At 58.8% G+C, this 20,493-nt stretch carries 19 protein-coding genes; 7 read left to right on the top strand and 12 right to left on the bottom strand.

All coding sequences use genetic code 11. The annotated features are described in order from the left end of the window. Window positions 1-26 precede the first annotated feature (26 nt). Together N655_RS16970 and N655_RS0102720 are read right to left on the bottom strand one after the other, a co-directional pair. The gene (locus tag N655_RS16970; protein WP_049961211.1) at window positions 27-569 is read right to left on the bottom strand and encodes a DUF2393 family protein; all 543 of its coding nucleotides are present in this window, start codon (window positions 567-569) and stop codon (window positions 27-29) included. 405 nt (window positions 570-974) lie between these two features. After that, window positions 975-1,766 (bottom strand): ATP-binding protein, encoded by a 792-nt coding sequence (locus N655_RS0102720; RefSeq protein ID WP_026441757.1) that lies wholly within the window; start codon window positions 1,764-1,766, stop codon window positions 975-977. Window positions 1,767-1,884: 118 nt separating this feature from the next. On the opposite strand from N655_RS0102720, the gene N655_RS0102725 reads away from it, so the two are divergent. Beyond that, the gene (locus N655_RS0102725; protein WP_044933857.1) at window positions 1,885-3,705 is read left to right on the top strand and encodes a glycoside hydrolase family 15 protein; all 1,821 of its coding nucleotides are present in this window, start codon (window positions 1,885-1,887) and stop codon (window positions 3,703-3,705) included. A 1-nt stretch (window position 3,706) separates the two neighbouring features. On the opposite strand, the gene N655_RS0102730 is transcribed toward N655_RS0102725, so the two are convergent. The 7 genes from N655_RS0102730 to N655_RS0102760 all read right to left on the bottom strand — a co-directional run bounded on the left by N655_RS0102730 (window position 3,707) and on the right by N655_RS0102760 (window position 9,872). Beyond that, window positions 3,707-4,099 carry an EamA family transporter gene (locus N655_RS0102730; RefSeq protein WP_026441759.1) on the bottom strand — a complete coding sequence of 131 codons (393 nt, stop codon included), beginning with the start codon at window positions 4,097-4,099 and terminating at the stop codon, window positions 3,707-3,709. Next, window positions 4,099-4,548: a DMT family transporter gene (locus tag N655_RS16975; RefSeq protein ID WP_049961212.1), complete on the bottom strand. Its 450-nt coding sequence runs from the start codon at window positions 4,546-4,548 to the stop codon at window positions 4,099-4,101. The genes N655_RS0102730 and N655_RS16975 overlap by 1 nt, the downstream gene beginning before the upstream one ends. A gap of 191 nt (window positions 4,549-4,739) precedes the next feature. Next, window positions 4,740-6,215: a hopanoid biosynthesis associated radical SAM protein HpnJ gene (gene hpnJ / locus N655_RS0102740; RefSeq protein ID WP_026441760.1), complete on the bottom strand. Its 1,476-nt coding sequence runs from the start codon at window positions 6,213-6,215 to the stop codon at window positions 4,740-4,742. An 87-nt stretch (window positions 6,216-6,302) separates the two neighbouring features. Then, complete coding sequence (locus N655_RS0102745; RefSeq protein WP_238324444.1) at window positions 6,303-6,857, bottom strand: TolC family protein; 555 nt, start codon at window positions 6,855-6,857, stop codon at window positions 6,303-6,305. A gap of 41 nt (window positions 6,858-6,898) precedes the next feature. Then, window positions 6,899-7,588, bottom strand: coding sequence for a TolC family protein (locus N655_RS0102750; protein WP_026441762.1), 690 nt, complete (start codon window positions 7,586-7,588; stop codon window positions 6,899-6,901). 70 nt (window positions 7,589-7,658) lie between these two features. Then, window positions 7,659-8,618 (bottom strand): tetratricopeptide repeat protein, encoded by a 960-nt coding sequence (locus N655_RS16980; RefSeq protein WP_049961213.1) that lies wholly within the window; start codon window positions 8,616-8,618, stop codon window positions 7,659-7,661. A gap of 9 nt (window positions 8,619-8,627) precedes the next feature. After that, window positions 8,628-9,872, bottom strand: a complete 1,245-nt coding sequence (locus N655_RS0102760; RefSeq protein WP_026441763.1) for an efflux RND transporter periplasmic adaptor subunit — start codon at window positions 9,870-9,872, stop codon at window positions 8,628-8,630. Window positions 9,873-9,958: 86 nt separating this feature from the next. Here N655_RS0102760 and queF point away from each other — a divergent pair, with 86 nt between their 5' ends. Beyond that, window positions 9,959-10,357 (top strand): preQ(1) synthase, encoded by a 399-nt coding sequence (gene queF / locus N655_RS0102765; RefSeq protein ID WP_026441764.1) that lies wholly within the window; start codon window positions 9,959-9,961, stop codon window positions 10,355-10,357. Between the two features lie 159 nt (window positions 10,358-10,516). Next, on the top strand, window positions 10,517-11,728 hold the full coding sequence (locus N655_RS0102770; RefSeq protein WP_238324446.1) for a spinster family MFS transporter: 1,212 nt from the start codon (window positions 10,517-10,519) through the stop codon (window positions 11,726-11,728). Here the strand turns inward: N655_RS0102770 and N655_RS0102775 are convergent. Continuing rightward, window positions 11,725-12,561: an ABC transporter permease gene (locus N655_RS0102775; RefSeq protein ID WP_044935115.1), complete on the bottom strand. Its 837-nt coding sequence runs from the start codon at window positions 12,559-12,561 to the stop codon at window positions 11,725-11,727. The genes N655_RS0102770 and N655_RS0102775 overlap by 4 nt on opposite strands. Before the next feature lie 389 nt (window positions 12,562-12,950). Between N655_RS0102775 and N655_RS0102780 the strand changes: the two genes are divergently transcribed. Continuing rightward, on the top strand, window positions 12,951-16,148 hold the full coding sequence (locus N655_RS0102780) for a TonB-dependent receptor (RefSeq protein WP_026441767.1): 3,198 nt from the start codon (window positions 12,951-12,953) through the stop codon (window positions 16,146-16,148). 466 nt (window positions 16,149-16,614) lie between these two features. Here the strand turns inward: N655_RS0102780 and N655_RS0102785 are convergent, their stop codons facing one another. Together N655_RS0102785 and sthA are read right to left on the bottom strand one after the other, a co-directional pair. Next, on the bottom strand, window positions 16,615-17,511 hold the full coding sequence (locus N655_RS0102785; protein ID WP_026441768.1) for an ROK family protein: 897 nt from the start codon (window positions 17,509-17,511) through the stop codon (window positions 16,615-16,617). 15 nt (window positions 17,512-17,526) lie between these two features. Further along, on the bottom strand, window positions 17,527-18,921 hold the full coding sequence (gene sthA / locus N655_RS0102790) for a Si-specific NAD(P)(+) transhydrogenase (protein WP_026441769.1): 1,395 nt from the start codon (window positions 18,919-18,921) through the stop codon (window positions 17,527-17,529). A 128-nt stretch (window positions 18,922-19,049) separates the two neighbouring features. On the opposite strand from sthA, the gene N655_RS19665 reads away from it, so the two are divergent. From N655_RS19665 to rpmF, 3 genes are read left to right on the top strand one after another with little or no spacing between them, the layout of a single operon-like run. Continuing rightward, entirely contained in the window at window positions 19,050-19,667 is a 618-nt protein-coding gene (locus N655_RS19665) for a thiamine phosphate synthase (protein WP_049961214.1), read from the top strand. A 28-nt stretch (window positions 19,668-19,695) separates the two neighbouring features. Then, window positions 19,696-20,250, top strand: a complete 555-nt coding sequence (locus tag N655_RS0102800) for a YceD family protein (RefSeq protein ID WP_026441770.1) — start codon at window positions 19,696-19,698, stop codon at window positions 20,248-20,250. 45 nt (window positions 20,251-20,295) lie between these two features. Next, window positions 20,296-20,481 (top strand): 50S ribosomal protein L32, encoded by a 186-nt coding sequence (rpmF, locus tag N655_RS0102805; protein WP_026441771.1) that lies wholly within the window; start codon window positions 20,296-20,298, stop codon window positions 20,479-20,481. The last annotated feature ends 12 nt before the right edge of the window (window positions 20,482-20,493 follow it).

Below are 20,493 nucleotides of genomic sequence, written 5' to 3' on the forward strand. Positions count from 1 at the left end.
CTTCTGTTTTACACCGTGGCAGCCAGTTACCTCTCGCTCACCTGGATCACGCGCACCTCAGGATACTGCCCGTTCCAGTCAGGTGTGACGGAATCAAGGATGACCCGGAACTCCCGTTCGTCGCCCGGCTTCAGAGGATTTGCGCTGACCGGCTGCGTGTCCACATAAGGTTCGCGGGTGCGAATCAGCATCAGCGGCACGGTCTCCTTCTGAACAAGCTGGTTGCCGATATCTCGGAACGCCAGCTGCACAGTAATTCCCGTGACGGTCTTCTCGCCTCGGTTGGCGATGTGCCCGTCAACATAGGTGACCTTGCCTCCGGCGAAGTTCGTCGCTTCGCTCATCTGTAGGCCTGTGATGGGCAACTGGGCCGCATAGGGATCGGCGGGCGCCAGACCCGCGCCTCCGGGATTGGCGGGCTGGGCCTTCCTCCCGCTCAAAACGAAAAGCAGCACGACGGCTACTACAATCACCCCGCCTGCAACCACCCAGGGCAGCATGGAACGCCCCTCCCCTGCCTGGATTGGCTGCCCGCTCAGGTGCGGCACATTTTTACGGTCCTCTGCCATTAAGCAGGATTCTACATGGGCGCGATAAAATTTTCGCGCAGCCCGGGAGGGTCCAGTCCCTATGATTCGTTAAGTCGGGCCCGAATGCGTGCCAATCCGGGACTTTCTCCGGAACCGGTGCTTCTGTGGCTTCGTCCACAATAAAATCCTGCAAAAAGCGAATCGAACCAGGACAAATTGTGTCTAAATAGGCAGAAAGAACTGAAGTACTACGCTCTGTTTGTGTGAGGCCACTATGGAGCAGTTCCAGGACACCGCAGTCCGTCGGCGAAGACCTTCCGATTATGTCTATCAGATGGCCACTCTGGCCGCCGCGCTCCTGCTCCTGTTGACTGTCATCTAGAAGATGTCCGTCTCGCGGCGTGCCAGGGCCCGTTTTCAAGCCCTTCCGCCCATGACCGGGCCCTAGGAAAATCGTGCCCGCTTCACCGTCTGGCGTAGGTCTTGCCCTTCCATTCTCACTTCTACGCACATCTCCAGCAGGCGGGACCTCATCCGTTCTCCAATCCGGTCCCCCAGGGTTTCCTCCCGCAGCGCAGCTTCGGCCATTCTGCGTTCCCTCCCCATTGGGCTGGATTCCTTTCCCATCTGCGCCCCGGCAGCCGGAAGGTTTGGATAATTCGTAGTAATCAGCGTGGTCCGCCTGGCGTTGTAGCGCGCGTTCAGAATCAGGGCAACCGTGTCCCAGACCCACTCGGTCGGCCGGATATATCCCAGATCATCCAGCAGCAGGACTTCCGCGTCAAAGACCGGCTGCAATACCTGAAGCTCAGTGATGTGCGTAGAAGGGTTGTACGACTCCTGGATCTGCTTGAGCAGTTCCCGGTAATCGCAGAACAGCCCCTGCGCTCCACGCTCCGTAATCAGGGCCAGCAGCAGGCCAACGGCAAGGTGCGTCTTGCCTACTCCCATGGACCCGGTAAACAGCAGCCCTTTGCCCTCGGTCTCCAGCGGAAAGGCCGTGATAAACCTGTCTGCCATCAGGAAGGCCGCGCGCAGCGACTCATGCGAGTGCCTTCCGACCTCAAAGCTCTGCAAAGTACAGTGCCGGTAGCGGGGAGGGATCCTGGCCCGTTCAATCAGGCGGCTGATACGCCGCTCTTGCTGGCATTCACATGGTTCGGCGGCACTGCTTCCGTCCGCACGCTTGATCACGCGCATCCCCATTCCGTCACACTTGATGCAGGTCTCTGCCATGGTCCTTGCTCTCAGTATCGCAGGCGGCAATGTGCATATCCAGGCATGAGGCACAAACCCGCTTTGCCGGACACGAAAACCTTTCTGTACCATCCACATCTAAGCTGGGGTGACCGCTATGCAGCCCATTCAAAACTATGGAACCATCGGCAACATGCGCTCCATTGCCCTGATCAGCACCACAGGTGCAGTGGATTTCTTCTGTTTCCCCCGCTTCGACTCACCGACCGTCTTCGCCGCGCTTCTTGATGAGGAGAAAGGTGGGTCTTTCCGCATCGAACCACAGATTGAAAACCTTCGCACCCGGCAGCTCTACCTGCCTGATACAAATGTCCTGCTCACCCGCTTTCTCTCAGAATCCGGCGTCGTCGAGCTGACCGACTTTATGCCCATCCTCGCCGGAAAGAAAGGCGAAATTTACGCCCATCAGATCATCCGCATGGTCCGCGTCATCAAAGGTGAGGTCAGGTTTCAGGTCCGCTGCGCGCCGCGCTTCAACTACGCGCGTGATGGTCACAGGGCCGTGGGGGAAGGCACGGTTGTACGCTTCTTTCCGAATGGCCAACACTGCCCGCAGATGGCCCTGCACGCAACGGTCCCGCTGGCGATTGAGGGCGACGACGCCGTGGCCAGCTTCACGCTCAAGACCGGCGATGCTGCCACCTTCACCTTTGGCGAGGCCGACCCGGAGGTCAAAATCCTCGACCAGGACGCCATCGAAAATCACTTCCAGCAGACCGTCCACTACTGGCGTGACTGGATCAGCCGCTCCAACTATAAAGGCCGCTGGCGCGAGATCGTCAACCGCTCCGCCCTGGCTTTGAAGATGCTCTGTAGCCAGGAATACGGCTCCGTCATTGCCGCACCCACCTTTGGCCTGCCAGAGCGGATCGGTGGGGAAAGGAACTGGGACTACCGCTACACCTGGCTCCGCGACGCCTCCTTTTCTCTTTATGCTTTTCTCCGCCTGGGGTTTACCGAAGAGGCCGCACGATTTACCGAATGGCTGCGCGACCGCCTGCACGAAGATGCCGAGCGGGGCCCGCTTCAAATCATGTATCGCGAAGACGGCAGCCAGGACCTGGATGAAACGGTCCTCGAACACTTCAGCGGCTATAAAAACTCCCGCCCCGTCCGCATTGGCAACGGTGCCTTTGGGCAAATGCAGCTGGATATCTACGGGGAGCTGATGGACGCCATTTACCTCTCGAACAAATACGGTGACGCCATCTCTTATGATGACTGGCAAGGGATCTGCCGGATCCTCAAGTGGTTGGACAAAAACTGGGACCGCCCGGACGAAGGCATCTGGGAGGTCCGCGGAGGCGCCAGAAAATTCCTGCACTCCCGGCTGATGTGCTGGGTGGCCTTCGACCGCGCCATCCGCCTGGGCAGAAAACGCTCGCTCGCGGCCCCCTATGCTGACTGGCTGATCACCCGAGATAAGATCTACGAGAGCATCTTTAAGGACTTCTGGGACAATTCCCTCAAGGCCTTTGTGCAGTACCAGGGGTCCAAAAACCTCGACGCCGCCACTCTGCTGATGCCCCTCATGCGGTTTATCAGCCCAGTCGATCCTCGCTGGCTCTCTACCTTAAAAGCAATCGAGGAACGGCTGACCGAAGACACCCTCGTTTACCGCTATGACACCCAGGCCGAAGCCATTGATGGCATGACCGGGTCGGAAGGCAGCTTTGTCGCCTGCTCTTTCTGGTACATCGAATGCCTGGCACGTGCCCATCAACTGGAAAAGGCGCAGCTCCTCTTTGACAAGATGCTCGGCTATGCCAACCACCTCGGTCTTTACTCTGAGGAGCTGGGCCGCAGCGGCGAGCACCTGGGCAATTTTCCCCAGGCCTTTACCCACCTGGCACTCATCAGTGCGGCTACCTATCTTGATCGCGCCCTCTCCGGCCGGGACTCCAGCCCCTGGCATTGACTCAATGCGCCAGCAGGACCACCCCGGCACAGACACAAAGCGCGGCAATCCAACGCCGCTTGTCTACGTTTTCCTTCAGAAAAAGCTTTGCCGCCACGGTGTTCGTCACAACTGTAAGAGAGGCTGAGGCCGGGGCCACCAGGCTCAGGTCTGCATGACTGAGGGCAAACAGCAGTGAAAAGAAGCTGATGGCCATCGCCGCCACTCCACAGAAAAACCGTCCGTTCGTGGTCACCGCGCGAACCGCCCCTGCCAGTCCGGAATGCGCTTTGATCTCATCCAGATCGCCGATCTGCCGCATGGCCGAGGCAATCAATACGTCGCCTGCGGTTGCAGCCACGATAATGCAGGCGATCATCGCCGCATTTTCCAGTCCGGACACATGAGAGACCATCACAGGCAGACCTCTTCGGCCGATTTTGCCGCAGTTTTCGCCGGTTTCGCCTTCTCATGCTCCGTATAAGACGGCCCACGCATGACAAATCCTACCGCCGTGGTGATCAGAAAAATTCCCAGCCAGCGCGACAGCGAGATCTCCTCATGACGCCAGAATCTGGCCAGCAGCGCCACGATCACATTGGCAAAGGAGGTCACCGGAAGCACATATGTCAGGTCGGCCCAGGACAATGCCGTAAGCCATGAGGCGAAAAATCCAATCAGAAGCAGGATTCCGCCCAGCACCCACGGCGTCGCCACCGCATGCAGCAGGACCGTCGCATGGTCCAGCGAAACCGGACCAATCTGCTTCATCCCTCTGTCCAGAAACGAGTCTCCCAGCGGCGCCGAGACCGTCACAAAGGCCAGGACCAGATAGCGCCGGAATGTCATCGTGCGTCGCGTCATGGGAAAAGAGAAATCGGCCAGCCTCAGGCTGGCCGGATCTTTCTGTTACAGAAAATGGGCCATAGGCTTCTTTCACCGATCAGGCCGGTCGGGCCCCCGGCTTTCATCGGGCAGATTTGCACCGAAGATTCAGAAGATGCCGGCCCTTCCATTCCCGATGCCAAGCGATGAGCACAGAAAGAAGACGCCTTCTAAACTTCCGCGCTGGCTGGCTTGGACTCGTTTGCCTTCTGCAATTTGCTTTCTTTCACAATCTTGTTCCGCTGCGCGCGCAGCTTCAGGAATGACTTCGCCTCCTGATACAGTCGCGGAAGGTCACGGTTGGCAATCGCCTTGCTCACCACGCGCCATGCAGCCTTAGGACGGAAATAGTACTCGTCATAAAACCGATGGACCATTTCGAGCACATATTCCTTAGGCAGCCCGGGATACTCGATATGGGCCAGCTGGTGGCCCTGGTCGTCCACCATCTGTCCGTTATTGATGATGAAGCCATGCTCTTTGGCAAATTCGTAAAACTCAGTCCCGGGATAGGCGTGGGCGATGGAAACCTGGATGGTCTCCACATCCAGCCCCTTGGCAAAATTAATCGTGTTGCGAATGGATTCCTTGGTCTCACCCGGCAGCCCCAGAATGAAGTCCCCGTGGATGGTCAGTCCCAAATCATGACAGTCGCGCGTGAAGTCCCGGGCGCGCTCCACCGTTGCACCCTTCTTAATGTTCTTAAGGATCTGCGGATCTCCGGACTCATAGCCGACAATCAGCAGGCGGCAACCGGCATCGCGCATCGCCTTCAGCGTCTCCCGGTCAGTGGTCACACGCGATGTGCAGGACCACGTCAGCCCCAGAGGTTTCAGCTTTGAGCACAGTTCGATGGTCCGCGCCTTCTGGATATTGAAGGTATCGTCATCAAAGAAGTACTCCTTCACATGAGGAAAGAGCTCCTTGGCATGCGCCATCTCTGCGGCCACATCGTCCGTGGAACGCTTCCGCCATGCGTGCCCGGAAAGGGTCTGCGGCCACAGGCAGAAGGTGCACTGCGCCGGGCATCCGCGGGTTGAATACAGCGAGACATAAGGATGCAGCAGAAACGGCACATTGTATTTCGTCACATCCAGGTCGCGAGCATAGACATCGGTCACCCACGGCATGGCGTCCAGATTTTCCACCTGCGGACGATCGGGATTGTGCACCACCTTCCCGTCCTTGCGGTAGCTGATGCCTAGGATCTCCTCCAGCGGCTTCCCGTTGGCGTACTCCACCACGGAATAATCGAACTCGCGCCGGCACACAAAATCAATGACCTCGCACTCCTTCAGCGCCCGGTCCGGTGATGTGGTGACCGGAGGCCCGACAAAGGCGATTCGGATGTGCGGATTGGCCTGCTTAATTGCCTCTGCCAGCTTCTGGTCGCCCGTCCACCCCGGAGTGCTGGTAAACAACACCAGAAATTCGTAGCCCTTGGCTATCTCAATCGTCTCCTGCGCCGAGACGTGGTGTGGAGGCGCATCCAGCAGCCGCGAGCCTTCCAGCATCCCGGCCGGATAAGCCAGCCATACCGGATACCAATAGGATTCAATCTCTCGCGTTGCGGGCCAGCGCGAGCTGGCGCCACCATCAAAATTCTCGAAGGAAGGCGGGTTCAGAAACAGTGTTTTTAAAGGCATGTGCGTATTCTTAAGTTTATCATCCACAGTGTGCTTCCGGCGGCAGAGGTGCTTTGCCAGCCACTCCCCGCCATGTTCCGATCCTTACTATTTCTGCGGTCCGGACTTCGCCCAATCTTCGATCGTTCCGATGCTGCGCATCAGGTTCAGCTCCGCACGTACCACGGCAAAATCCGCGTCCAGCATCTCCTCATAGCGCTGTCGCTCTAGAATGCGGGCCTGCTGCTCGTCTTTGGGCGTCAGCAGCGGGGCGCCCGGGGACCCGCTCCCCTGCTCCAGTTGGGTCGTCAGCGCCTCAAGCTGCTCCTGGGCCAGCTCCGCCTGCAACTGGGCCACACGCTGCTGGGCCCGCAGTTCGGCCAGGCTCCGCTGCATCTGCAGGATCTGCTCGTTCACCTGGTTGCGTGTCTGGTCGGCTTCTGCTGCCGCATGTGCGGCCTCTGCCGCGGACCGCTGCTGCCTGGACTTGAGGGAAGCATCAAACAACGGCACCCGGATCTGAATGCCCACATTGAAGTTGTTGTATTGAAAGCTGCGGAAATACTGGTCGTAGTTATTAAACTTGGCAAACAAACTGTAATCCGCGCCAAAGGAAAGCTGGGGACGGAAGGTCTGCCTTGAATCGCCGAACGCAACGTACATTTTGGATTTTGCATTGGCTTCTGCCGCCTGGATTCCGGCATTCAGCATCCCTGCCCGCCGCCCCAGGTCCGTCGCCTGCAGAAAATCCGGGCCGCGGGAATGCTGCGGCTGTCGGTAATAAAGCTTGAAGGCGCCAGTCCGGTAAGGTGTGCCAGTTGCTGCCGCAAAGATTGTGCCTCGTTCTCCAGATGAATGCGCTTGAGGGTAATCTGCGCCGCCGTCAGTTCCGCCCTGGTCAGTTCCGTGCGACCATCCACCCCGGCGAGCACGCGATCCTGTTCGATGCTCACGAGTTTATCGGCATATTGCTTCTCCTGGTCCAGCGCGGCCATCTCGTTCTGGGTCTTGTCTAGTTGCGCATAATCAAGCGCTGTGTCCAGAATCACCTGCTGCCGGCTGTCTTTCAGGTTCAGCTCCGCTGCCCGCAATGCAGCACGCGCCGAGCGGACGTAATCCGGCTGGGAAAAGGTGAAAAGCAGCGACTGGGAGGTGACATTGAAGACCGAAGGCTCGCCCAGAGGAAAGCCGTAAGAATATCCCAGGCTGGAACCCAGCATCAGGTTCGGAATGTAAGCATCTTTGGCCTCGGTCAGTCCGGCCGCCGCCCGCATCACATCTGCCTGCGCCATGCGGACCTGCGCACTGTTCCGCAGCGCCAGGTCCACCACCGTATACAGCGAGACCTGGGCCTGCATCCGGAAGGAGACGAGCAGCCAGAAGCATAGCGCCATCCATCCGGTTTGTCGCCGCTTTAATTGCAATGACCCTCTCTCATGAAGTACAAGTTTTGATTTTATCTGCTTATCTTCCACTGTTGGTGGCCTGCGCGGCCGGCAGGTAGTCCTTGGCCAGGCCCTGCGCTTCGGCAAGCTGCTGCTGCGCCCCCTGCGGATCACCGAGCGCCATCAGCACCTTGCTCAACTGCATCCGGACCTGAAAGGCCGGGGCCCCTTCTGATTTGTTTGGCGAAGCCAGATACTGCTCCATGAGCTGCCGTGCCAGGGGCAGATCGCGTCCCGCCCGCAGCAGCACGGAAGCGCCATCCGCCAGGGCCACTCCATGCCTTGTGTCTGCCGCCGCCCCGGCCCGCACGGCCTGCTCCATTGCGTCCCACCGTTGCCGGCGCCGATAAAAAGAGGCCAGGTCCATCCATGCCTCTGCAGGATCTTTCTCTGCGGCAACGGCGGCTTTGTATTCCTGCTCGGCCCGAGTAAAGTCCTTCTGCTCTTCCGCCATCCGGGCACGCAGGGTGTGGGCGCGACCAGGAGCAAAGGCCTCAAGCTGTTGCGCCGTGCGTCCGGCCTTGTCCAATCCCCCGCCTACCATCGCGGGCGCATCCACGTAAAATTCCCCCAGATCAGAAAGCGCTTCGGCATTGCGCGGATCCAGCCTCACCGCCGTCTCAAATTCCTGGCGCACCTGACGCGCCATCCTGAATGCCGCAACAAAATTCACACGGTCGGCCTTCTCCCCCAGGGCGCGCCCCAGCCAGAGATGATAATTGCTGTTTTCCGGTGCCAGCCCGACTGCAGATTGGCAGGCGTGGATGGCCTTGTCCCACTGCTCCTCCTGCAAATAAAAGCGGCACTGCAGATTGTATGCCTCGGCATTCTGCGGCTGGCTGGAAAGCACCAGGTTCAGCGCATTCAGTCCCTCATTGGCATGTCCATGGTCCAGGTCACGACGCACCGTGTCCAGAACATCGGCCTTGGCCATAGCGCAAACACACAGCAGCAGGCTGAAAGACAGGAAACGAAACAAGCTTCTCATTTACCGCAGCACATTCACTGAGGCGCCATCACTGAGCGGCTGGCCATTGGTCGTGCCTAACGCAATGGTGTCGCCTTCGCTGAGTCCGGACAGGACCTCGATTTGTGTAAGATTGGAGGCCCCCGTCTTCACCTGCGCGCGATGAAGCGTGCCGTCTACAACCTTGTAGACATAAAACTTTCCCTGCTCCGTGTGCAGGGCGTCGCGCGGAACATTCAAGACATTGGCCGCATCAGAAATTGTTACCGATACAGTTACATTTGTGTTGGGCAGCAGGGTCCCGTCGGCATCGTCAATGGCGATCACCGCCTGGCCTACGTTGCGTGTCTCCTGATAGCGGATGATGGTCGAAGGCACCCTTTCAATATGTCCATGCCACTCCGCTCCCGGCTTTGCGTCCCACTGAATCCGGACCGGTAGTCCTGGTTTCAGCCGCCCGACCTCAGGCTCATCGAAATAGGCCAGCACCTGCATCTTGTGCAGGTCCGCCATCTCCAGCAGCGTCTTTCCCTGTTCCACAAACTCTGTTGCCTGGGAAGGAATCGAATAAACTGTCCCCGGGAAAGGCGCTTTTACATTGGCCTGGTCGACCACCTGCTGGGCCGCCGCATAGGCCGCCTGCGCATCGGTCAGAACGGCCCTGGCGTGAGCAAGGTCCGTAGGTCCGTAGCGCGCAGTCTTCTTCTGTTCCAGCACCGCCAGCGAATTGCTGGCCGCCGTCAGCCTGTTCCTGGCCGCGGCCACTTCCGCGGCCGAGGCTGCTCCCTGCATCTGCAGCTTCTCCAGCGCCGCCAGGCTGCTCTGCGCCTGCTCCTGCTCCATCTTTGCCGACTGGATCTGCCCATTCAAAGAAAGCATCTCTTCCTGTGTGCCCCCTTTGACCGTAGCATCATAAGCGGCCTGGGCACCTTTTAAGTTGGCCAGCGCAGCTGCCAGCCGGGCGTGGGCATCGGTGTCATCCATGGAAAGCAGCAGTTTGCCTTGGGCCACCTTGTCGCCTTCATGCACATACACCGCCTTGATGACTCCCGGAAACGGTGCCGTCGCTTCAAAGTTGTCGACTGGTTCTACCACACCATTTGTACTGGTCGTGCTCTTCAGGCTGCTGCGTACCACCGTCGCCGCGCGCACAGGCAGTGTCGTGCGCGTCATTCGGTGGGCCAGATAAAACACCACAAGAAGCAGCAGGATTGCGCCTGTCCAAAGCCGTCCGCTGGGCACCGTTGTCGTTCGTTGTGTAGCCATCCTTGACCAGAGGTCAGTATATAAGACTCAATCCAGCGCCAACTGGTGGCAGAAATTTCGTGCTCCCTCTGCTCTAGAATGGAAATATGGCTCTTTCCGAACGCTATACCGATGAGCACGCCAAAGCGGGCCTCGACTTTGCTTTCCCTGAAATTGAAACCTGGAAGAACCAGTTTCCCGGCTATGAAATCGTAATCGACGATCCTGAATTTACTTCGGTCTGTCCCAAAACCGGTCTTCCTGACTTCGGCGTCATTACGCTCCGCTACATGCCCCGGGACCTGTGCCTGGAGCTGAAGTCCTACAAGGAATATCTATTCTGCTATCGCAATCTGGGCATCTTTCAGGAAAACGTGGTCAATCGCGTCCTCGAAGACGTGGTCAAAGCCTGCCATCCGGTGTGGGCCATCGTCAAAGGCGAGTTCCGCCCCCGCGGCGGCATCTCCACCACCGTTGAGGCCCGCTGGCCACGCCCGAAAGAGTAATTTCTCCTTCTTCCCGACTCGCCTGCACAGCACCGCAGGAAGAAGCCAACACTCCCGCCAGGCGGGCGGGTGCTACAAGACCAGGGCTGATTGCAGCCCTGCTCCGCCTTTCTTCCCTGTTATTCTGCCATCACCTGTATGCCGTCCAGACCCACTGCCGTGCACACCGCCGCAACCGCTCTTTTCCTGTTGACCTGTCTGAACCTGTTTAATTTTATTGACCGCTATGTGTTGCCCGGGGTCCAGCCCCTTATCCAGAAAGAATTCTCCGCCACCGACGCCCAGATGGGCCTGCTCACGTCCGCCTTCTTCTTTACCTACATGGTCGCCGCCCCATTCACCGGATGGCTCGGGGACCGCTTTCCGCGCCGTCCCCTCATCGTCGCCGGAGCGCTTCTCTGGAGCGCCGCCACTCTTCTCACCGCAACCGTGCACAGCTACCAGACGCTGCTGCTGCGCCATGCCCTGGTCGGGATCGGTGAAGCGACCTTCAGCATCTTCGCCCCGGCCCTGCTCTCGGATTTCTACCCTGAGATCGACCGGAACCGGGTCCTCAGCATCTTCTACATCACCATTCCCGTTGGTGCCGCCCTGGGCTACCTTTCTGGTGGCGTGCTGGGGGAGCATTATGGATGGCGCGTTCCCTTCTTCATCGCTGCGCTCCCCGGAGGATTCATCGCCGCGGCCTTCTGGTTTTTTATCAAAGAGCCGCCCCGCGGAAGCAGCGATGAGCTCCGCCCCACCTTCGACCGCTCTTCCCTTCGCGGTCTCTTCCGCAATCCTGCCTTCTGGACCGCCACTCTGGGTATGGCCATGTGGACCTTCGCCGTCGGCGGAATCTCCACTTTCCTGCCGACCTTTTTCGTCCGCTTCGGAGGCTACTCCGTTGCCGCCGCAGGTATCGTGACCGGCGCCATTACCGCCATCGACGGGCTGATCGGCACCATTCTGGGTGGATGGATCGGCCACCGCTGGGTCCGCAAAAACCATCGCGCCCTTTATCTCATCTCGGCCTGGAGCATGGCGATTGCTATACCCGCCTGCGCCGCCACCCTTTTCGGACCGCATTCCTGGCTGGTCCCCGGGGCCTTTGCCGCTGAACTGCTGCTCTTCCTGAACAATGGCCCGCTCAATGCCTGCCTGGTCAACTCGGTGGCTGCTTCCATCCGCTCTTCAGCCATCGCCATCAACCTGTTTATGATTCACGCACTCGGAGACGCCTTCTCTCCCCGCCTGATTGGCCGCGTTTCCGATGCGACCTCTTCGCTGCGCACCGGCATGGGCATGACCCTCATCGCCCTGGGCCTTGCCTCGGCCATCTTGTTTCTGGGATCACGCTTTGCCCCCACACTACCGGAAAGCGGATCTTAAAGCCCGGCGCTCATCCGCGTCCTTGGGTCGAGATAGTCTCGCAATGCGTCTCCCAGAAAATTAAACGAGAGTACGCACAGCATCACCGCAATCGCAGGGAAGACCACCAGGTGCGGCGCATCGAACAAATGCGACCGGGCATCGTTCAGCATTGCACCCCAGCTCGCCGCTGGCGGTGGCACTCCAAGACCCAGAAAGCTCAGCGTGGCCTCCGCCAGCACTGTTCCTGCCATTCCGATGGCTGCCTGCACAATCACCGGCTGCATGATATTCGGCAGAATATGCCGCGCAAAGATGCGCAGATCGCTGGCCCCCAGCGCCCGCGCTGCTTCTACATATTCACGCTCTCGTGCCGCCAGCACCTGCGCCCGCACCAGACGCGCATATCCCACCCAGCCACCAATGGAAAGCGCAAAAATCAGGTTCATCAGACCGGGCCCCAGAAACGCAACAAAGGCGATTGCCAGCAGGATCCCCGGCATTGCCAGGAATGCGTTCATCAAAAAAGTATTCAGCACCGTATCCAGAATGCCGCCGTAGTATCCGGCCAGGCCCCCGGCAACCAGTCCCAGCAGCAGCGAACAGGCCACCACCGAGGTTGCCACCAGCAGGGACAGCCTCGCCCCGTAGAGCGTGCGGGAAAAAATGTCCCGCCCCAGTTCATCGGTACCGAACCAGTGTGCGTGGTCGGGTCCCGCCAGTCGATGGTTCAGATCAATGACTGCCGGATCATAGGGGGTGATCCAGGGAGCGGCCAGCGCGGTGACTACAAAAAACACCAGCAGTACGGCTCCAATCACGGCCAGCGGCTGGCGCCGAAACCTCTCTCCCATGGAAAAGTCAGCCAAAGAAAAAGAGTAGCAAATACCCGGCATTCGTCTTCTTTATCCCCCACATTTTTTGCGGACATTTGTCCCGGATTTTCCACAAAGAAATCCATTTGCCGCTCTCTCGATATTGACAGGCCTCCGCCCTCCCCCGGTTAAATAAAAGAAAGGCCTGTCCTCGACAGTGACTCGCGGAACCACTTCATACCTGGGTTCGGAATCTGCGTATCGGGCCTTTCGTCCGGAAGACCGGTCCGGGGCCTGGAGGCATGATCCGGCCATCTGGGTACGGCTGAAGTGGGATGGCTGCTGCACCGTCTCAGTCCCACGCGTGACAAGGTAAATTTGCATCGCTTTTAACTTCCTCAGGGATACTCAGGAACAAGGAAAAACCCATGATGAAAACAATTTTGAGGCTGGTATTATTCGCCGTATTTCTCTATCCATGTACCTCCGTTTGGGCGCAGACCGCGGGGGCCGGGACCATTAGCGGCACGGTCACCGATGACAGCAAGGCCGCCATCTCTGCCGCAACCGTCCGCATTCTTAACACAGACACCGGCGTCGAGCGCCAGGTCACCACCACGGATTCCGGTGACTTCCGCGCCGATTACCTGCAGCCCGGCCACTATGAAGTCATCGTCTCCCGAGACGGCTTCGCTACACTGGACCGCAAGAATCTCACCCTCATGGTCGGCCAGGTCCTCGGGCTCGACCTTGTCCTGCCCGTGCAGTCCGTACAGTCCACCGTCGAGGTCTCCGCCGCGCCTCCTGTCCTTGATACGGAAAAGACAGAGGCCTCGCAGGACGTCAGCGAAAAACTGGTGAGCAATCTTCCCGTCAACGGCCGCCGTTATGACAACTTTGTCCTGCTCACCCCCAATGTGGCCCCGGATGGCAACACCGGCCTGATCTCCTATCGCGGCGTCTCCGGCCTCTACAACACCAATCTGGTGGATGGCGCCAACAACAACCAGGCGTTCTTTTCCGAGGCCCGCGGACGTTCGATCGGAGCGCCTTACGTCTATAGCCAGGACTCCATCAAGGAATTTCAGACCGAAACCTCGGCCTACAGCGCAGAGTTCGGACAGGCCGCCGGCGGACAGATCAATGCCATCACCAAATCCGGCACGAACGCGCTGCATGGAGACCTCTTTTACTACCTTCGCTACCCGGCTTTAAATGCCCTGGACCCCGTCGGCAAGACCCAGGGCATCTTCACTCAGCCCGTTCACCAGCAGCAGCAGTTCGGCGGCAGCGTCGGAGGCCCTTTTATCAAGGACAAGCTCTTCTACTTCTTCACCTATGATGGCTTCCGCAAAGTCAACCCCATTCTCTACACCTCCACCCTTGCCGCCAGCACCCTGGCCAGCTATGCCACCACCAACTGCCCGGCCGGAGTGTCCGCCCAGCAATGCCAGACCGCAGTCAACTACCTTCTGGGCCTCCGCGGGTCCTACGCCCGCAATATTAAGCAGGACATTTTCTTCCCACGCCTTGACTGGCAGGTCAATCAGAACAATCACCTGAGCGCCAACTTCAACTGGATGAATTTCCACGAGCCGAACGGCTACAACACCTCGCCTACGGCCAGCAACAGCTCTGTGACGACCAATGGCACAGCCGACTTCCACACACGGATTGCCATTGTGAACTGGGACAGCGTGCTTTCCAGCCGCACCGTCAATCTGGTCCGCTTCCAGTGGTCTCGCGACCTGGAAACCAACGGAACCAATGCCCCGGGGCCCAATGTCAGCATCTCAGGGATCACCAGCTACGGTGAAACCAATGCCCTTCCCCGCCCCGCTTTCCCCGATGAGCACCGCTGGCAGGTAGGCGATACGCTCTCCACCATGTTGGGCAAGCACACCCTCAAGGCCGGCGTGGACCTCAACTTTATCCACGAGGTCCTGATTAACCTCTTTCAGGGCAACGGAAACTACACCTACTCGGCCGGATCGCCCGCCAGCAGCTTCGCCAACTGGGTGCAGGACGTCTACGGCCTCAACGGAGCCAAACATTACACCAGCTTTACCCAGGTCAATGACCCCATTACCCATCAGGGCAAAGACGACTTCTGGAACAAGGACCTGGCCGCCTTTGCGCAGGACACATGGAAGCTGACGCCCACCTTCCTGCTCAATGCCGGCATCCGTTATGACGTCCAGCTTGTTCCGCAGCCGCCGCGCCCCAACACCTCCAGCGACTTGGCCAATCATTACACCAGCACCATCAACATTGACTACCACATGATTCAGCCACGCTTCGGCTTTTCCTGGCAGTTCACCCCCACTTCGGTCCTTCGCGGAGGCTATGGGCTGATCTACGGGCTTACCTCAAATAGCACCTACTACACGATTCGCGTCGAAAATGGCGTCTTCCAGCAGCAGTACACCCTCACCCCGTCCTCGCCTTATGCCATTTCCGCTCCTAACGTCCTCTTTCTTCCTCCGGGACCTGCACTGGCTGCTCCCTTCGCCGGGGCCGCAACCCCTCAGGTCCAGAACACGAACCCGCCGCTCAGCGTGCTTCAGGCCCGCGGCCTGGACCCGCATTTCCTGAATCCTTACTCGCACTCCTTCGATCTGGCCATCGAGCAGCAGCTTCCCTTGCATTCCAGCCTTACCATCTCCTGGGTCGGCAACCGCGCCATGCGCCTGCCTGCGTTTATTGATACGAACCTGGCGCCTGCCTCTACCACCCGCACCTACGATGTGACAGATGCCAAGGGCAATACTCTGAGCTCCGTAACAGTTCCCTTTTATACCGCCCGGCTCACACCCAACACTGCCAGCATTCTCACCGGCTTCAGTGACGTCAACTCGTGGTACAACTCCATGGCCGTCAGTATTCAAAAGCCCTTCAGCCACGGTCTGGAACTGCTCATCAACTACACCTGGGCCAAGGCCATTGACGGCGCGCAGGTCTCCGGCGTAAACGGCACTTTCAACGGTACCGATGTACCCCTGGACCCCTTCAACCGCAAGGCCGAGTATGCCCGCTCTGACCTGGATATGCGCAACCGTTTCGTCGGTAGCCTCGTCTACGCGCCGACCTTCTCCCTCTCTTCCCGGCCCCTTTCTCTGCTTGCCAATGGCTGGAGTTTTTCCGGAACTGCCACCGAGCAAACCGGTTTCCCGGTCACGGCCTTTATGTCCAACTATCCCAGCGGCGGTCCGGATGGCGGCGTCACCGGGGGCGAGCTGAGCTGGTTCAACTCTCCCACGGGTGGACGCGCTCCTCAGCTTCCCCGCAATGCATTTCCCGGGCCCGGGCTGCATAATATCGACTTCCGCGTCTCCCGCAGCGTTCCCCTGCGCGAGTCCGTTCATCTGGAATTCTTCGCCGAAGCCTTCAACCTGCTCAACCAGCAGAACCGCCTCGGTGTAAACACCACCGCTTTCTCCTGGTCAGCGCCGACTGCGCCTTCGGCCAAAAACCCCAACCCGGTCTGCAATGCCGCCACGCACGCCAATGGCTGCATTTACCCCTACACGGCTACCGGCGGGACCCCGTTCGAGGCAACCACCTCGACCAGCAGCATCCTTTACGGCCCGCGCCAATTGCAGTTTTCAGCCAAGCTGTTCTTCTAAACGGTGCCTCCACCCTGCGCCCCGGACCCCGGGCAACGCAGGGTGGTCGCTTTCAAGATGCACCACCGCACCTCTGATCCTCTTTCTCCTCTGCGGCCTTCTGATCCTCTCTATCACTCGGACATGGCACAGTGCAGGGAATTTCACCCTCTTTTGTTATCCTGTAAGAAGAGGGATGAGTAGCAGGCAGTTCAGACCCCGCCCGCAGCCTTTCTCCGTAACTCTTGCCGAAAGAAGAATTTGCAACAATGTCCCCTTCGGGCGAAAAGAGTCCTCAATAGGCCCTTGCCACTGATGGGCCCGACAGGGCGGAATCTTTGGAAGCAAGTCTTTATAAATGAAGAATTTACAAAAAAATAAAGAAGAGGAGCTCCTTGCGGGAAAGGCCGACGACGGACCTGCTCGGGCCGGGACCTGGCAGAGATAACTCTTTTCCCAAGAAGAATTTACAAAAATTATTCGAGGCTCAGGGATTCAGGGCCTGTCCGGCGGCCACGGCCGCACCAATTACCGCCAGCGCCGGATCTTCCGGCAGTACCTCTAGCGTGTAGTTCTGCAGCGGACTCATTTTGACCATCTCATAGAGATATTGCTTCAGAAGCGCCAGATCCAGGCGCTGGATGTCGCGTCCGGTAAAGAAGAATTTGCCCGGCCCTTCGAGATGGATCTGCGTCGCGGTAGCAGCCGCCAGTGCCCGATGATAGCGCTCGACAAATTCCATGCACCGCTTGTCACCCTTTTTGGCAGCAGCAAAGACTTCATCTGGCTCCATGTCCAGAAACCGCAGCCGCATGGCCCTGTGGCCCATAATGCCTTCCAGGTGTCCGCGGCCGCCGCAGCCGCAGTAATTTTCCTTAGGGTCGAGCGTAACGACCGTGTGGCCACCTTCCCACGGGCCTTCCGCATAGGGATACCGCCCAAAGCCGATCCCGTTGCCGATGGTCCACACCCGGATCAGCCGGTCAAGATGGCCGCGCGTGGCCGCAAGCCCGGCAGCCACGGCATCCGCATCATTAAAAAAGCTGACGCGGTTCTGGATCCCGCGGGCCTTCAGTCCGGCCTGGACCGAGTCTGCAACTCGCGCGCCCTTCAACTGAGGAAGGTTCGGTGAATCCTCCACCACACCATTGCGGATAATTCCCGGCATGGCCACACCGATGGCCTCCACTTGCCCATCTTCCGGGACCAGGGCCTGGATTTCATCACAGATGCTTTCGCACAGCGCATCGGACGGGACTTCAATCAGACCGTTGGACTCATCCATGTTCTGGGGAAATCGGCGCAGAGGACCTGTGGTTTTGTGCTCCTCGACCAGACCTGCCCGGATGACCTCCGTCATGACGACGCCGATGCTTCCTGCCATGCTCGCTCTCTCTCCTCACTCAAAGCGCGCCAGCCGGTTGATGCCGTTAAAGGCAGCGGCCTTGTAGCACTCAGCCAGCGTGGGATAGTTAAAGACCGTATCAATGAAGTAGTCTACCTTGCCGTGCAGGGTCATGACAGCCTGGCCAATATGCACCAGCTCCGCTGCCCCTTCGCCGATAATGTGGATGCCGAGAATTTCCCGCGTCTCGCGATGAAAAATCAGCTTCAGGCGTCCGGTCGTATCTCCGCGGATCTGGCCCCGCGCAATCTCCCGGTAATACGCCACTCCCACTTCATAAGGCACGTCCTCTTCGGTCAGTTGTTCTTCGGTCTTACCGATAAAGGAGATTTCTGGGATGGTGTAGATTCCATACGGATAGAAGCTCGGGTTGGACTGCTCATTCTCGTCCCCATACACACGCGCCACCGCAATGCGTCCCTGTTCCATCGAAACGGATGCCAGACTAGGGAAGCCGATGACGTCTCCTACTGCAAAAATATTTGGCACCCGGGTGCGGAAGTCTTTGTCAACAGGGATGCGGCCGCGCCGATCGGCCTCGATTCCCGCTGCAGCCAGGTTTAGCTCATCCACATTGCCCTGCCGTCCCACGGCATAAAGCAGTGCATCTCCTGAGACCCGCTTCTTGCTTTCCAGGTTGGCGACTACAGTGCCATCGGGCAGCTCTTCCACGCTTTCTACCTCTTCGGCCAGACGCATGGTCACACGGCTGTCCCGCAGGTGATAACTCAGGGCCTCCACGATCTCCTGGTCAGCAAATTCCAGCAGCCGGGGACGTTTCTCGATCAGCGTGACCCGTACTCCCAGCGCGGCAAACATGCAGGTGTACTCCACACCAATGACGCCGCCGCCGACCACAATCAACGTCTTGGGCAGCTCCGGAAGCTCCAGCACCTGGTCGCTATTGACAATGGTCTTTCCATTAATCGGGACTTTCGGCGAACTGGCAGGCTTGGTGCCGACAGCAATAATGATGTTCTCCGCCTTATAGGTGCCCGAACCGCGCATTCCATCAATGCGGATGGTGTGCGGATCCACAAAGCTGGCAATGCCATTCAGGACCTCCACCCCATTGCGCGAAAGCTGCGCCTCAGTCACATCAATCTCCGTCTTGATGACGTGCTGTACGCGGAAGGCCAGGTCCGACATCGTGATCTTCTCCTTCACGCGATAATTCATGCCGTAAATGGAGCGGTAGTTGTATCCGGAGAGATGCAGGACGGCTTCGCGCATGGTCTTGCTGGGGATGGTGCCCGTATTCACGCAAACGCCGCCGACCACACTGCGCATCTCTACCAACGCAACACGCTTGCCGCGTTTCACCGCGGAGACGGCAGCACGCTGTCCCGATGGCCCGGAGCCGATAACAAGAAGGTCGTATGTATCCATGAAGCGTTCAGAAGGTCTAACTCTTTACTGTAACTCCCCTGGCAGCAACTTTGTGCATCTGTATTTTTTGAGATTTGGTAAATCTTCCCGCCTCGTCTCATTCCGGGAAGGCCCTACACTCAAATGAGATGCAACTTTACGCCATCACCAGCCGTTCGCTTTTTCCGGACAGTCACGCCCTGCTCGCATGCGTTGCCGCGTGGGCCAAGGAGGGCGTGGATTTCGTGCAGGTCCGCGAAAAAGACCTGCCAGTACAGGATCTGATGGACCTGACCCGTGAAATCGTCCGCCAGGTGAGGAAGTCCGGGAGCAAAACATCCGTCCTGCTGAATGGTCCCGCAGAAGTGGCCCGGACGTGCGGATGCGATGGCGTGCATCTGCCTTCAGGATTGCCTGCCGATGCGATTGCACTCGCTCGCAGGCCTTGGCAGCGGAGCGGAACGGCGCCACGGATCAGCGTGTCCTGTCACACGAGCGTGGAAATTGAGCAGGCCCGCGTTTCCGGTGCTACGCTGGCGCTTTTTGCCCCTGTCTTTGAAAAATCTGCGCAAGAAGAAACGCTTCCCGGCCAGGGACTGCGGGCGCTTGCAGAAGCCTGCCAGGTGGCAGCGCCCATGCCAGTTTTCGCACTGGGTGGCGTGACCGCCCGCAACGCCGCTGCGTGTATCCGCGCCGGGGCGGCAGGAATTGCCGGGATCCGCCTCTTCGCATCCGGTCCCTGGCGCAATCTCCTGCAGCTATACTGAAAGAAGACCATCCCACCCGAGGCCAACCATGCTGATTACCCTGCTTGAACTTGAACGGGAACCTGTAGAGTTTGACCTGGACATCCTTCCCAGAAGCATTGATTTTGGCCCGGAAGTCGAGCAGATGGGGGCGCTCCATGTCTCTGGCAGGGCCGACCTGCTCGAAGAGCACCGCGGACCTCGGGAAACCGTGGAGGACATCCGCGTACTCGGACAATATGCCGGAAGGGTGCAGATCTCCTGTGCCCGCTGTCTTGATCCCGTGGAACATGCCGTAGGTGGGAAGTTCGACCTCCTCTTTCGTCCCGTCGGAACAGAAGATCTTTCCGACGACCACTCGATCAGCACATCGGAAACAGAAATCGGTTATTATCAAAAGAGCGGTCTTGTGCTGGAAGAAATTGTGCGGGAACAGGTGCTTCTCTCCATTCCCGCCAGGACGCTATGCCGCCAGGACTGCAAAGGACTTTGCCCGCGCTGCGGCCAGAACCTGAATTCCGGGACCTGCGCCTGTGAGACGGTGCCTGCCGATCCAAGATGGACGGCCCTTTCGGATCTGCGCAGCCGGATGAAACCAGAATAGTGGGCGCTTTTTTCGCTGCTGCCCGATTGTGAAAGGAAATTTGCCATGCCGAATCCAAAGCGGCGCCACTCCAAGGCCCGTACTGCAAAACGCCGCGCACATGATGCGCTGACAGCCGCCGGACTCTCCGAGTGTCCGAACTGCCACGAGCGCAAGCTGCCGCATCGCGCCTGTCCGAAATGCGGTCACTACAAGGGCCGTGAAGTTCTCGAAGTCAAGGAAGCCAGCTAGAACCCAGCCACG

The sequence above is a fragment of the Pseudacidobacterium ailaaui genome (genome assembly GCF_000688455.1).
GTDB lineage: Bacteria > Acidobacteriota > Terriglobia > Terriglobales > Acidobacteriaceae > Pseudacidobacterium > Pseudacidobacterium ailaaui.